This window comes from Jannaschia helgolandensis, from assembly GCF_900109285.1.
Taxonomy (GTDB): domain Bacteria; phylum Pseudomonadota; class Alphaproteobacteria; order Rhodobacterales; family Rhodobacteraceae; genus Jannaschia; species Jannaschia helgolandensis.
Genome location: NZ_FNZQ01000001.1, coordinates 281,719 through 294,217 on the forward strand (window position 1 = coordinate 281,719; position 12,499 = coordinate 294,217).

A 12,499-nucleotide genomic window follows, 5' to 3' on the forward strand; every position below is an offset into this window, starting at 1 on the left:
GGGCTGACAGTTTCAGTCCGCCAAGCGACACTGGCCCCCGGATTCAATTTCGAGGGCCGTTTCATGCGCCGCACGTTACTCATCACGACCTTTCTGACCCTGCCACTTGCCGTCTGGGCCGAGGAGTTCCCCCTGCCCGCGCCGGTGACTGAAGCAGAGATCTATCTGCAGGGGGCCTTGCTGGTCCGAACCGGTCAGATCGACCTGCCTGCGGGCGAGCATCGTTTGCTGGTCCCTGTCGGCCGCACCGCGAACGGTCTGCCGAACATCGACCTGACGGGGGCTTCGCTGGGCACGGTCGAGACCCTGCCCGGTGCCATCGCGGACGGTCGCCGGTTCCTGACGCCACCGCAGCAGGCCGCCTATGATATCTGGGTGACCGCGCAGGAGGCGGCCGGTCTGGTCGAGGATGCCCGCATGCGCGCCGCTGCCGCAGTGAAGGCGGCAGAGGATCAACTGGCCTTCCTGCGCTCGATTACCGGGACCGGCCTTGAGTCGCTGGATGCCGGGGCAATGCTTGCGACACTGGATGTGCTGGGCGAACGGGTGCAGGAGGCCGAGGTTGCGCGCGCCGCTGCCCAAGCCGCCCTTCGCGCGGCAGACCGCGCCGTGCGCGATGCCGGTCTGATCTTGGCGCAGGCCAGGATCGACATGGACGCGACAGGGGCGCAACTGGGCAAGGTATCGTTGCTGGTCATCGGGGTCACGGTCGCCGAGGCCGGGACCGTTGGCCTGACGATGGAGACCTTCACACCGCAAGCCGGATGGGGCACGCGATACGATGTGACGCTGGGCGCGGACGATAGCGTAACGCTGGAGCGCAAGGTCGAGGTCTGGCAGGGCACCGGCCTGCCGCTGGTCGATGTCGCGCTGTCGCTCTCGACCGCCGATCCCTTTGCCCAAACCGCCCCGCAGGAGGTGTTTCCGAACCAGGCAAGTCTGGCAAAGCCGGAGGCGGAATTGCAGGTCAGACGATCTCTTGAGATGGCCCCGCAGGAGATGGACGCTGCGGCAGAGTTTTCCATGGCTGCCCCCGCGTCGGAACCTGTCTTCGCCAAGGCCAATTTCGACGGCCCCGTGGTGACCTACGATTATCCCACAGCGGTCAGCCTGCCCTCGACCGGCGGCAGTGTGACGCTGACGCTGGATACGCAGTCGCTCGACGCGCGGGTCTTCAACCGCGCCAGCCCACGGACCGATGAGACGGCGTTCCTGATGGCCGAGGTTATCAACACCTCGGGCGAGCCGCTCTTGCCCGGACCCGCGGCCCTGTTTCGGGACGGGGCGCGCATTGGAGAATCGTTCTTGCCTCTGATGCCCGCGGGCGATGAAGTCGAGCTTGCATTCGGCCCGCAACAGCACCTGCGGCTGGAGTTCGTGCGGCTGGAAAACGAGACCGGCGATCGGGGGCTTATCTTTACCTCCGGTACACGTCAGCAGGATATGGTGTTCCGCGTCCGCAACCTGTCGGACGCGACAGAAGTAGTCGAGACCCGTTTCGCCCTGCCCTATTCCGAGGAGGAAGACCTGCAGGTCGACGTCAGCACCCGCCCAGATCCCGACGAACGCAATGTCGAGGACAAACGAGGGGTGGCACAGTGGAATCTGGACGTCCCCGCCAGAGAGGAAGTCGAGGTCACTGTCGGCGTGACGCTAGAATGGCCGGAAGGCGAAACGCTGAACTGGCAGCCCTGACGGGAGAGTTCGACTTGCGGGCGGCGTCAGAACCGCTCCGCCCGCGAGACTTCGCAATCGGTCACCAACACAACGCCGATATGCCGCCCGATCACGGCGAAAGCCGCATAGAGCAATGCGTAATATTTTCAGCCTGCACCGAACAGGCGACCGACACTATTCCACTATTTCGGGAATGACCGGTCGGAACGGCCCGGCCCCGCGAACGGGCCAAGCGCAAACGGAAGATGACGGGCGGCGTCAGATTGGCGTCGAGAGGAAGGGAGAGTACTTCATACAACCAGATCCGAATACTGAACGGCGGTTCAATCAATCGTGTCTGACAATCCTGACAAACCCTTCAAATCGATATGAAACGGTCGGTCGCCGCGTCGTAGTACTCCAGCGTGCCTTCCACGATATCGTTCCAGAGGCCGTGCAGCGCCAGATCCCCCCGGTCGACCGCAGCGGCCACAAAGGGAAACGTCATCAGGTTGTCGATTGACGTCAGCACGGCGCGCTTTTCCAAGGCCTCCAGCCGCTCCCGTTCATCGGCGATGCCGCGCACTTCTTCCCAGCCGGGACGCAGCAGATCCATCCAGCGACCGACGAAGCTGGCGGGGTCCTCCAACTCGGGGGCGTGGCCGGAACACATCGCCTCGCAGCCCTGCACTCCGCCGCACTGCGAATGCCCCAATATGATAATCTGCGCCACCTTGAGCGATGTCACCGCGTATTCGATGGCCGCCGACGTGCCGTGCCGCAACCCGTCCGGTTCGTAGGGCGGCACCAGATTCGCGATATTGCGGTGAATGAAGAACTCGCCCTGTTCAGCCCCGAAGATCGACGTGACATGCACACGGCTGTCGCAACAACTGATGACCATGACGCGCGGGCGCTGGCCCTCGGTGCCCAGACGGCGATACCACGCGGCGTTTTCGGCAAAGGTCGTGGCCTTCCAGCCGTGATAGCGCTGGATAAGCGATCCGGGAAGGGGACGGGTCTTTCGCATGGCTCTCTCCTTGACGACTGGAGGCTTCTAACCCTGTCCACCCGTACAATTCGAGCGATTTCTACCTCGGATGGCCGAAAGACCGCCCCGGTTTCGCCCGGTTTCGCCAGCATCCATAAGACAGACGCCGTGGGGGCGACTGCCAAGGAACGAGACCAATGACAACAACCATCGCAACCCTCCGCCCGACCGAAGCCGTGACTTTCGACCAGGGCAAACTGGCCACGCTGTGTGACCGGATGGGACCGCGCGCCGAAAGCTTCATCGCCGGGGTGCTGGCCGATGTGGAAACCCTGATCGACGCCATCACACGGGATCATGCCAAGACCGCCGACCTGTCGCATCACTGCTTTGAACTGGCGCATTACGCCGACAGCATTGGCATGACGACGGTATCGCGCGCCGCGAAGGCCGTGCTGGACTGCCTTGCCCGCGATGACGCCCGCACCCTTGCCGCCTGCATCAATCGCCTGCAACGTCTGAACCAGCCGCAGGGCAATCCCGGATGGGCCCTTGAATCAGCCACCTGTCCCACAACTGTCGCCTGACACATCATCGCTATCCTGACTTTCGGACAACACACCGCCCGTTGATTCCCGCAGACCTTGCAGCGAGTGACGCCTCCGCTATCGTGCCCGACGCCGCACCGCGCAGCCGAGGATTGCATGACACCCACGTTCGCCGCACCCGATACCCGTGCCATTCCGGTTCGCACCGTTACCACGCAGGGCTTCGACGACTGGCTCGCCAGTCAGGATGTGCCGGTACGCGACTGGGTCCGGGCCAATGGGTTCATCGGAACCGCGGGTCAGATTCTGCGCCTGCCCGCACCCGATATGTCCATCGCCCGCGTTCTGCTGGGTTGGGGCGGGCCGAAGGACCGGGTGCGCACCCGGTTTCTGTTCGCCAAGGCCGCTGTGGCGTTGAAATCAGGCACCTATGCGCTGGACGGCGATCTGACGGCGAACCAGACCGAAGAGGCGGCACTGGGGTGGCTTCTGTCCGCCTATAGCTTCAACCGCTACAAGGGCGATGAGGTCGAAGTCGCGCGTCTGAAGGCCCCCAAGGGCGTCGACGCCCTCCGTCTGGAGGCGATTGCCGCGGGCGAATGCCTGACCCGCGATCTGATCAATACGCCCGCCAGCGACATGGGCCCGGACGAGTTGGAAGCGGCCTGTCGCGATCTGGCGCAGACCCATGGTGCCGACATCAAGGTGACCACGGGCGACGCGCTTCTGGACGATAACCTGCCGATGATCCACGCGGTCGGGCGCGCCTCGACCCGCGCCCCGCGTCTGATCGACATGACCTGGGGCCACGACGGTCCACGGATCACGCTGGTCGGCAAGGGCGTGTGCTTCGACACGGGCGGGCTGAACCTGAAGCCCGGCACGTCGATGGGGCTGATGAAGAAGGACATGGGCGGGGCTGCGACGGTTCTGGGCCTGGCGCATATGATCATGGCGACCGGGCAGAACCTGCGGCTGCGCGTCCTGATCCCGGCCGTGGAGAATGCGGTCGCAGGCAATGCTTTCCGGCCCGGTGACGTGCTGACCGCGCGCAATGGGCTTACGGTCGAGATCAACAACACCGACGCCGAAGGCCGACTGGTGCTTGCCGATGCATTGGCGCTGGCGGACGAGACGCCACCGGATCTGATGATCTGCATGGCGACATTGACTGGCGCGGCGCGGGTGGCCCTCGGCCCTGATCTGGCACCGTTCTACACTGATGACGATGCGCTCGCTATGGCGCTGAACCACGCCGGTCACCGGGTGCGCGACCCGCTCTGGCGGATGCCGTTCCACCGGCCCTATGACGACATGATCGAGCCTGCCATCGCCGATCTGGACAACGCCCCCTCGGGCGGATTCGCGGGCAGCATCACGGCGGCATTGTTTCTTGACCGGTTCGTGCGCAACACGCCGCGGTTCGCACACTTCGACATCTATGGCTGGAACCCCGTGGCCGCCCCGGCACGTCCAAAGGGGGGCGTCGGCATGGGCGCGCGGGCGATTTTCGACGCACTGCCCAAGGTGCTGTCGCTGTGACGGCCTATGATCCCCGCATAACGCCAGCCAACGGTCACGCCGCCGCGCACGAATTGCGCGGTCTGGTCCAGGCGACGCGCTACGTCAAAGGCACGGTTCGCACGGTGCAGCAGCCGCTTGTCAACCTGTCGGACGCTCCGCGCGGCGAACGCTCCAGTCAGCTTTTGTTCGGTGAAGCGTTCCGGGTGATCGACGAGCGTGACGGTTTTGCCTTCGGGCAGAGCCTGCGGGACGGATATTGCGGTTATGTCATCTCCGGTGCCCTGACGCGGCAGGAAGCGGCGACGCATTGGGTCGCTGCCCCTGCCACGCATCTGTATCCCAAGGGCCGCCTCAAAGCACCGCCCGAGGTCGCGATCTTTTTCGGCAGCCAGGTGCGGGTGACGTCCGATCTTGGCGACTTCAAGAAAATCTCGACCGGACACTTCATTCCGACCGGCCATCTGCAACCGCTACGCGCGCGGTTTTCCGACACGGTCGGCGTGGCGGACATGTTTCTGGGCACGCCCTATCTGTGGGGGGGCTCGTCGCGATGGGGTATCGATTGTTCGGGACTGGTGCAGGCGGCGCTCGTGGCCTGCGGTCTGGACTGTCCACGCGACAGTGATCAGCAACGCGGCGTCGGGCGCGAACTTCACCCCGAGGAGCCATTGCAGCGCGGCGATCTGATCTTCTGGTCCGGGCACGTCGGTCTGATGTCAGACGCCAATACCCTTCTGCACGCCAATGCCCATCACATGGCGGTCGCCTATGAACCGCTTGTGCAGGCCCGCAACCGGATCGCCGCGAATACTGACGGCGCGGAGGCCGGCACCGGCGATATCGTGATGCGACGACGGCCCGAATTGCGGAGTTGACGATATGCGGTCGGGCGAACCGTTCGTCAGTTCACCGACCGGATCAGCTTGCGTTCCAGCACGCGCAGGACAGTTTTCAGGTCCGACCCGCGTCGCAGAATACGGCCATCCATCCCGATGACACAGTAAAGACCCTGCTTGGCCGCCATCTTCGGGCGCTTTTCGATGCGAAACATCGGTTGTTCGGCGGTGCGGCGAAAAACCGAAAAGACAGCCACGTCACGCAGCGCGGATATGCCGTAATCCCGCCATTCGCCCGCCGCGACGAACCGACCGTATAACGACAGGATCACCGACAGTTCACTGCGCTGAAAATGCACATTGTCGTGGGTCGGAGAATGGATCGGCGTCGGCGCATTCATTGCGTCAAACGTGGCCCTTGCCGGGCATCGGCGCAAGGTTTCGTTGTGCCGGATGGACGCGAAGACGTTAACTTCGTCACATATCTGCCCTGAAATTACCCGGCCATGACCGCATCGTCACCCTCAAACCGCCGCGCGACACTCTCAAAACGGATCATGTAGGAGCGAAAGCTCACCCCGATGCGACGAACTATTGCCCCCACCCAGTCGCCGCATCAGGGAGCTACAGGCAGATAGGTTCCACAAATCGCCTGCCGGTCATCACGACCCCGTCCTTCAGGACGGGGTCGCTTTTTGTTATGCAGTCCGCCGTATCAGGTTCGGACCAGCTTTTCATAGGATTCCGCGATATCGCGGGTCAGTTCGCCCACCTCGAAATTATAATCCCCGATCTGACCCACCGGCGTGACCTCGGCGGCGGTACCGGTCAGCCAGCACTGCTCGAACCCCTCCAGCTCCTCGGGCATGATATGGCGTTCGTGGACCTTGATTCCGCGGTCGCGGAGCATCCCCAGCACCGTTTGTCTCGTGATTCCATTCAGGAAGCAGTCAGGATCAGGCGTATGTACCTCGCCGTTCTTGACGAAGAAAATGTTCGCGCCCGTCGCCTCGGCGACATAGCCGCGATAGTCGAACATCATCGCATCCGAACAGCCTTTCGCCTCTGCGGCATGCTTTGACATCGTACAGATCATGTAGAGGCCCGCGGCCTTGGCGGTGTATGGTGCCGTTTCGGGCGAGGGACGTTTCCACCGCGCGATGTCCAGCTTCGCGCCTTTCATCTTGGCGTCACCATAGTAATTGCCCCAGGCCCAGGTCGCGACAGCCATCCGCACCGGGTTGCGTGCTGAACTGACGCCCATATCCTCGCCCGCACCGCGCCATGCCAGAACACGAACATAAGCGTCGTCCAGCCCGTTGGCTTTCATCGTTTCGTATTTCGCGGCCTCGATCTCGTCGATCGAATAGGGGATTTCCATATCGAGCGCCCGTCCCGAAGCGATCAGACGCTCCGAATGTCGGCGCGATTCGAAGATCTTGCCGGAATAGGCACGCTCGCCCTCGAAAACGGCGCTGGCATAGTGCATTGCATGGGTCAGCAGGTGGACATTCGCGTCCTTCCAGTCGACCAGCGTGCCATCCATCCAAATCTTGCCATCGAGTTCCGCATAGGACCCAGCCATGATGTTCTCCATTCCATTCGTTACGAAATTACGCCCCATTCGGACATAATATTGCGTGAAATCTGGCCGTCGCTAACAATCCCGTCTTGGAATGTCAACAAGACTGACGTAGTTTCAGCCAGCACAAGGGGGGAAAATGGCCCAGGGACACAGCGACAATCTTCTGTTTCTTACCGATGAACAGCTGCGTCGCGCAATCGAGGCGATGTTCTTCGCCTATCGCGGCTTCACCGCCGACCCGGACCGTATTCTGGCCGAAATGAACTATGGCCGTGCCCATCACCGCGCGATCCACTTCATCCATCGCAGCCCCGGAACCACCGTCAACAACCTGCTGGCGATCCTGGGCGTGACCAAACAATCGCTGAACCGCGTCCTGCGAACCCTGGTCGAGGATGGGCTGGTCGACAGCCGCGTGGGTCAACGCGACCGCCGCGAACGACACCTTTACCTGACTGAACGCGGCGATGCGCTGGAGCGGGAGCTGTCGGATGCGCAGCGCGCCCGCATGCGCGCCGCCTTCCGAGAAGCGGGCCCGACTGCCGTCGCTGGATTTCGCGAGGTCCTTGAGCATATGATGGACCCGGAACTGCGCCGCCATTTCGCGGTTGCGAAGGAAGGCGACAGATGACCGAAGATGCCCTGCCGGGCCATCAGGCTCATGTCCTGCTGGTGGATGACGACGAACGAATCCGGGGGCTCTTGCAGAAGTTCCTGATGCGCAACGGCTATCTGATCACCGCAGCCCGCGATGCGGATCATGCGCGGCGTCTGCTGGCGGGTCTGGATTTCGATCTGGCTATCCTCGACGTGATGATGCCGGGCGACAATGGCTTCGTGCTCTGTGCGGAAATCCGCGAGACGCGGGACATGCCGATCCTGCTGCTGACGGCCAAGGGCGAAACATCGGACCGGATCACCGGGCTGGAGGCCGGGGCCGACGATTACCTGTCCAAACCGTTCGAACCGAAAGAGCTTCTGCTGCGGCTCAAGGCGATCCTGCGACGTGTTCCTGCCTCGGGCGGCGCCATGCCAAAGACGCTGCACCTCGGCTCTGCGCGCTACGATCTGGACCGCGGCGAATTGTTCCGCGGACAGGACCCTGTGCGCCTGACCGCAACCGAGACGACGTTGATGCGTGTCCTCGCTGCGACCCCGCATCAGGCGGTCAGCCGCGCCACGCTGGTCGACAGGCTGGGCCGTGACGGCGAGGCGTCGGGCGAACGCGCGGTCGACGTACAGATCACCCGCCTTCGCCGCAAGTTGGAACAGGATCCGAAGCAGCCGCGATATCTTCAGACGGTGCGCGGCGAAGGTTACATGCTTGCACCCGACTGAGCGGTGGCCGGGGGTCAAGCCCCAGACCCCCTGGGATACTTTCGCCAAAAGGAAAACGACCTTCCAATGACCCTGCTGATGACCCATCCCGATGCCGACGCGCACGAAAATCCGCCCGGCCACCCCGAACAGGTGAGGCGACTTCAGGCCGTTCGCCGTGCAATGGACGACATGGTTCTGGCGCGCGAGAAACCGTCGGAAGCATCGGACGCAGATCTGACCCGCTGTCATCCGCAGGATTATGTCGATGCGCTGACGGCCGCCTCGCCCGCCGAAGGCTGGGCGCAACTCGACCCTGACACCTATCTGTCGCCCGGCACGATCCGCGCAGCGCGTCTGGCTGCGGGGGCCGCGATCCGCGCGGTGGACGCGGTGATCGGCGGCGAACACGCGAACGCCTTCGTCGCCATGCGCCCACCCGGACATCATGCCGAAACGGCCAAGCCGATGGGGTTCTGCCTGTTCGGCACCGTCGCCATCGCCGCCAAACATGCTTTGGATGTGCATGGACTTGACCGGGTGGCCGTGGTCGATTTCGACGTCCACCACGGTAATGGCACGCAGGATTTGTTGTGGGACGAGCCGCGAACGCTGTTCGTCTCCTCCCACCAGTCACCGCTCTGGCCCGGAACTGGCGAGGTCGGGGACAGGGGCGCGCATGACAACATCATCAACGTCCCCTTGCCACCGGGCAGCGACGGCAGCGTGTTTCGCACCCGGATGAAACCTGCCCTTGACCGACTGGACGCCTTCGCGCCCGAACTGGTCATCGTCTCGGCCGGATTCGACGCCCACCGAGAAGACCCGCTGGCGCAGTTGGAATGGGACGAGGATGATTTCGCCTGGATCACCGAACAGCTGTGCGATCTGGCGGATCGCCATGCCGAAGGCCGTCTGGTGTCATGCCTCGAAGGCGGCTATGACCTCGACGCGCTGGCGACCTCGGTCGCCGCCCATGTGGAAGTTCTGCGGAGGCGGGGAAATGGCTGATGACATCAGGGACATGAGTTTCGAGACGGCCTTGGCCGAGCTGGAAAAAGTTGTGAACCAATTGGACAGCGGCGACGTGCCGCTGGAAAATTCCATCAGGCTTTATGAACGCGGCGCGGCCCTGAAGGCGCATTGCGATGCCAAGCTGAAGGACGCCGAGGAAAAGGTCGCGCAGATAACCCTCGATGCGAAGGGACAGCCGACCGGCACCACCCCGGCCGAGGGAATGTGACTTTCCAAGACCGGCTGCGCACAGCCCAGGACGACATTCAAACGACACTGACCGACCTGCTGGCCGCTTTCGACGGGCCGGTGGGCGACGCGATGCGTTATGCCTGTACCGGCGGAAAACGTCTGCGCGGGTTTCTGGCGCTGGAGACCTCGGCTCTGTTCGACGTGCCCCGGCCCCGTGCCTTGCGGGCGGCGGCGGCGATCGAGGCGGTTCACGCCTATTCCCTGATCCACGACGACCTGCCCTGCATGGACGACGACGACATGCGGCGCGGTCACCCCACCGTCCACCGCAGATGGGACGATGCGACGGCGGTTCTGGCCGGGGATGCGTTGCAGTCCGCAGCTTTCGAATGGCTGGCGGATGCCGCAACCCATGACGACGCCGGCGTTCGCGCCGATCTGGTGCTGACACTGGCCCGGAACGCAGGCGCGGCGGGCATGGTGCGGGGACAGGCGCTGGATATCGCGGCGGAAACGGCGGCGACGGCCCTGTCACTGGATCAGATCATCGAATTGCAGCGTCTGAAAACCGGATGTCTGCTGGAATGGCCGTGTCGCGCCGGTGCCTTGCTGGCGCAGGCCAATCCCGCGCCCCTGCTGGCTTATGCCGCTGATCTGGGGCTGGCGTTCCAGATCGCCGATGACTTGCTCGACGTCGAAGGCGACGCAGAAATCGTGGGCAAGGCCGTCGGCAAGGATGCGGGCGCCGGCAAGGCAACATTTGTATCGCTAATGGGAGCTGAGGCGGCCCGTACCCGTGCCGATAATCTTGTTAAAACTGCACAAGGCAGCCTTTTGCCCTTCGGTGATCGCGCTGATACCCTTGCCGCGGTCGCGCGCTATGTCGTGACCCGCGACAAGTGAGGCCGACGCCATGACCGAAACTCCTGCCCCCGAAACACCGCTTCTTGACCGGATCGCCGAGCCCGCTGACTTGCGCAATCTGTCGGACCGCGACTTGCGACAGGTCGCCGACGAACTTCGGTCCGAGACGATACACGCGGTATCCCGAACCGGCGGTCATCTGGGGGCCGGGCTGGGTGTAGTCGAACTGACCGTGGCATTACACGCTGTCTTCGACACGCCCCGCGACAAATTGATCTGGGACGTCTCGCATCAATGTTACCCGCACAAAATCCTGACCGGGCGCCGCAGTCAGATGAATACGCTGCGCCAGAAGGATGGCCTGTCCGGCTTCACCAAACGCACGGAATCGCCTTACGACCCGTTCGGGGCGGCCCATGCCTCGACCTCGATCTCGGCGGCGTTGGGATTTGCCGTCGGACGTGACTTGGGGGCACCGGGCAATGGCGACGCCATCGCGGTGATAGGCGACGGCGCGTTGACCGGCGGTATGGCATTCGAGGCGCTGAACCACGCCGGACATCTGAAGAAGCGCCTGATCGTGATCCTGAACGACAACGAAATGTCGATTGCACCGCCGGTGGGCGCGATGTCGTCCTATCTGTCGCGGCTCTATGCGGGAAATCCGTTCCAGGACCTGAAGGCCGCTGCCAAGGGTGCCGTCGGATTCCTGCCAGGCCCCCTCCAGGAAGGCGCGCGCCGGGCGAAAGAGATGCTCAAGGGCATGACCGTCGGCGGCACATTGTTCGAAGAACTGGGCTTCAGCTATGTCGGACCTATCGACGGGCACGATATGGAGACGTTGCTGGGGGTGCTGCGTGCCGTCAAGACACGTGCGACGGGGCCGATCCTGATCCATGCGATCACCAAGAAGGGCAAGGGCTTCCGCCCCGCCGAACACGCAAGCGACGGAGGTCATGCGACCGCCCGGTTCAATGTGACGACCGGGGCGCAGTCCAAGGCCCCGTCCAACGCGCCCAGCTATACCAAGGTCTTTGCCGAAAGCCTGATGCAGGAAGCCGCTGACGACGATCGCATCGTCGCGGTCACGGCGGCGATGCCGGATGGCACCGGGCTGAACCTGTTCGCGGAACGCTTTTCGTCGCGTTGCTTCGATGTGGGCATCGCTGAACAGCATGGTGTGACATTCTGTGCGGGTCTGGCCGCATCGGGGATGAAGCCGTTCTGCACGATCTACTCGACATTCCTGCAACGGGGTTATGACCAGATCGTCCACGACGTCGCCCTGCAACGTCTGCCGGTGCGTTTCGCCATCGACCGGGCCGGTCTGGTCGGGGCAGATGGTGCGACCCATGCCGGAAGCTTCGACATCGCCTATCTGTCCAACCTTCCGGGCATGGTCGTCATGGCCGCCGCCGACGAAGCCGAGTTGCGGCATATGGTGGCGACCGCCGCGGCCCATGACGACGGCCCGATCGCGTTCCGCTTCCCGCGCGGCGAAGGCGTCGGCTGCGACCTGCCCGAACGGGGCGCACCATTGGAGATCGGCAAGGGACGGATGATCCACGAAGGCTCCCGCGTTGCGATCCTGTCCTTCGGCGCGCGTCTGGCCGAAGTGGAGGCTGCGCGCGAAAAACTGATGGCGCGGGGCATTACGCCGACCGTCGCGGATGCCCGTTTCGCCAAACCATTGGACCGCGAACTGATCCTGCAACTGGCCCGGGACCACGAGGCGCTGATCACCATTGAGGAAGGCGCCGTCGGGGGTTTCGGCAGTCACGTCGCGCAATTGCTGGCCGAAAACGCCGTGTTCGACACAGGCCTGCGCTTCCGGTCGATGGTCCTGCCGGATGCCTTTATTGATCAGGCCGGCCCGCACCAGATGTATGCCGACGCCGGGCTGAATTCAGACGATATCGAACGCCGTGTGCTGTCGGTTTTAGGGGTCGACGTTCTGGAACGCCGCGCCTGA

13 protein-coding genes are annotated in these 12,499 nt (G+C 63.5%); 10 read left to right on the plus strand and 3 right to left on the minus strand.

Features of this window, described 5'->3' with window-relative positions:
• The first annotated feature begins 63 nt into the window (after window positions 1-63).
• Window positions 64-1,695 carry a DUF4139 domain-containing protein gene (locus BMY38_RS01305; protein WP_092759041.1) on the plus strand — a complete coding sequence of 544 codons (1,632 nt, stop codon included), beginning with the start codon at window positions 64-66 and terminating at the stop codon, window positions 1,693-1,695.
• Window positions 1,696-2,035: 340 nt separating this feature from the next.
• Here the strand turns inward: BMY38_RS01305 and BMY38_RS01310 are convergent, their stop codons facing one another.
• Entirely contained in the window at window positions 2,036-2,686 is a 651-nt protein-coding gene (locus tag BMY38_RS01310; RefSeq protein WP_092759043.1) for a carbonic anhydrase, read from the minus strand.
• Between the two features lie 158 nt (window positions 2,687-2,844).
• On the opposite strand from BMY38_RS01310, the gene BMY38_RS01315 reads away from it, so the two are divergent.
• The 3 genes from BMY38_RS01315 to BMY38_RS01325 all read left to right on the plus strand — a co-directional run bounded on the left by BMY38_RS01315 (window position 2,845) and on the right by BMY38_RS01325 (window position 5,594).
• On the plus strand, window positions 2,845-3,234 hold the full coding sequence (locus tag BMY38_RS01315; protein ID WP_092759045.1) for a hypothetical protein: 390 nt from the start codon (window positions 2,845-2,847) through the stop codon (window positions 3,232-3,234).
• A gap of 117 nt (window positions 3,235-3,351) precedes the next feature.
• Window positions 3,352-4,737, plus strand: a complete 1,386-nt coding sequence (locus BMY38_RS01320) for a leucyl aminopeptidase family protein (RefSeq protein WP_092759047.1) — start codon at window positions 3,352-3,354, stop codon at window positions 4,735-4,737.
• Window positions 4,734-5,594 (plus strand): C40 family peptidase, encoded by an 861-nt coding sequence (locus BMY38_RS01325; protein WP_092759049.1) that lies wholly within the window; start codon window positions 4,734-4,736, stop codon window positions 5,592-5,594. Before BMY38_RS01320 ends, BMY38_RS01325 begins: the two co-directional genes overlap by 4 nt.
• A gap of 26 nt (window positions 5,595-5,620) precedes the next feature.
• Here BMY38_RS01325 and BMY38_RS01330 read toward each other — a convergent pair whose 3' ends face one another.
• Together BMY38_RS01330 and BMY38_RS01335 are read right to left on the minus strand one after the other, a co-directional pair.
• On the minus strand, window positions 5,621-5,956 hold the full coding sequence (locus BMY38_RS01330) for a DUF2794 domain-containing protein (RefSeq protein ID WP_092759051.1): 336 nt from the start codon (window positions 5,954-5,956) through the stop codon (window positions 5,621-5,623).
• 314 nt (window positions 5,957-6,270) lie between these two features.
• On the minus strand, window positions 6,271-7,140 hold the full coding sequence (locus BMY38_RS01335; RefSeq protein WP_092761054.1) for a branched-chain amino acid aminotransferase: 870 nt from the start codon (window positions 7,138-7,140) through the stop codon (window positions 6,271-6,273).
• Between the two features lie 136 nt (window positions 7,141-7,276).
• On the opposite strand from BMY38_RS01335, the gene BMY38_RS01340 reads away from it, so the two are divergent.
• From BMY38_RS01340 to dxs, 6 genes are all read left to right on the plus strand, one after another.
• The gene (locus tag BMY38_RS01340) at window positions 7,277-7,771 is read left to right on the plus strand and encodes a MarR family winged helix-turn-helix transcriptional regulator (protein ID WP_092759053.1); all 495 of its coding nucleotides are present in this window, start codon (window positions 7,277-7,279) and stop codon (window positions 7,769-7,771) included.
• Window positions 7,768-8,478 carry a response regulator gene (locus tag BMY38_RS01345; protein WP_092759055.1) on the plus strand — a complete coding sequence of 237 codons (711 nt, stop codon included), beginning with the start codon at window positions 7,768-7,770 and terminating at the stop codon, window positions 8,476-8,478. Before BMY38_RS01340 ends, BMY38_RS01345 begins: the two co-directional genes overlap by 4 nt.
• Before the next feature lie 66 nt (window positions 8,479-8,544).
• On the plus strand, window positions 8,545-9,468 hold the full coding sequence (locus BMY38_RS01350) for a histone deacetylase family protein (RefSeq protein ID WP_092759057.1): 924 nt from the start codon (window positions 8,545-8,547) through the stop codon (window positions 9,466-9,468).
• Entirely contained in the window at window positions 9,461-9,700 is a 240-nt protein-coding gene (locus BMY38_RS01355) for an exodeoxyribonuclease VII small subunit (protein WP_092759059.1), read from the plus strand. Before BMY38_RS01350 ends, BMY38_RS01355 begins: the two co-directional genes overlap by 8 nt.
• Window positions 9,697-10,566, plus strand: a complete 870-nt coding sequence (locus BMY38_RS01360; protein WP_425431612.1) for a polyprenyl synthetase family protein — start codon at window positions 9,697-9,699, stop codon at window positions 10,564-10,566. The genes BMY38_RS01355 and BMY38_RS01360 overlap by 4 nt, the downstream gene beginning before the upstream one ends.
• 10 nt (window positions 10,567-10,576) lie before the next feature.
• The gene (gene dxs / locus BMY38_RS01365; RefSeq protein ID WP_092759061.1) at window positions 10,577-12,499 is read left to right on the plus strand and encodes a 1-deoxy-D-xylulose-5-phosphate synthase; all 1,923 of its coding nucleotides are present in this window, start codon (window positions 10,577-10,579) and stop codon (window positions 12,497-12,499) included.

Bases quoted from the DNA above. Each gene is read 5' to 3' on its own strand.
- BMY38_RS01305 (WP_092759041.1), top strand. From the start codon at position 64: ATGCGCCGCACGTTACTCATCACGACCTTTCTGACCCTGCCACTTGCC.
- BMY38_RS01310 (WP_092759043.1), bottom strand. From the start codon at position 2,686: ATGCGAAAGACCCGTCCCCTTCCCGGATCGCTTATCCAGCGCTATCAC.
- BMY38_RS01315 (WP_092759045.1), top strand. From the start codon at position 2,845: ATGACAACAACCATCGCAACCCTCCGCCCGACCGAAGCCGTGACTTTC.
- BMY38_RS01320 (WP_092759047.1), top strand. From the start codon at position 3,352: ATGACACCCACGTTCGCCGCACCCGATACCCGTGCCATTCCGGTTCGC.
- BMY38_RS01330 (WP_092759051.1), bottom strand. From the start codon at position 5,956: ATGAATGCGCCGACGCCGATCCATTCTCCGACCCACGACAATGTGCAT.
- BMY38_RS01335 (WP_092761054.1), bottom strand. From the start codon at position 7,140: ATGGCTGGGTCCTATGCGGAACTCGATGGCAAGATTTGGATGGATGGC.
- BMY38_RS01340 (WP_092759053.1), top strand. From the start codon at position 7,277: ATGGCCCAGGGACACAGCGACAATCTTCTGTTTCTTACCGATGAACAG.
- BMY38_RS01345 (WP_092759055.1), top strand. From the start codon at position 7,768: ATGACCGAAGATGCCCTGCCGGGCCATCAGGCTCATGTCCTGCTGGTG.
- BMY38_RS01350 (WP_092759057.1), top strand. From the start codon at position 8,545: ATGACCCTGCTGATGACCCATCCCGATGCCGACGCGCACGAAAATCCG.
- BMY38_RS01355 (WP_092759059.1), top strand. From the start codon at position 9,461: ATGGCTGATGACATCAGGGACATGAGTTTCGAGACGGCCTTGGCCGAG.
- dxs (WP_092759061.1), top strand. From the start codon at position 10,577: ATGACCGAAACTCCTGCCCCCGAAACACCGCTTCTTGACCGGATCGCC.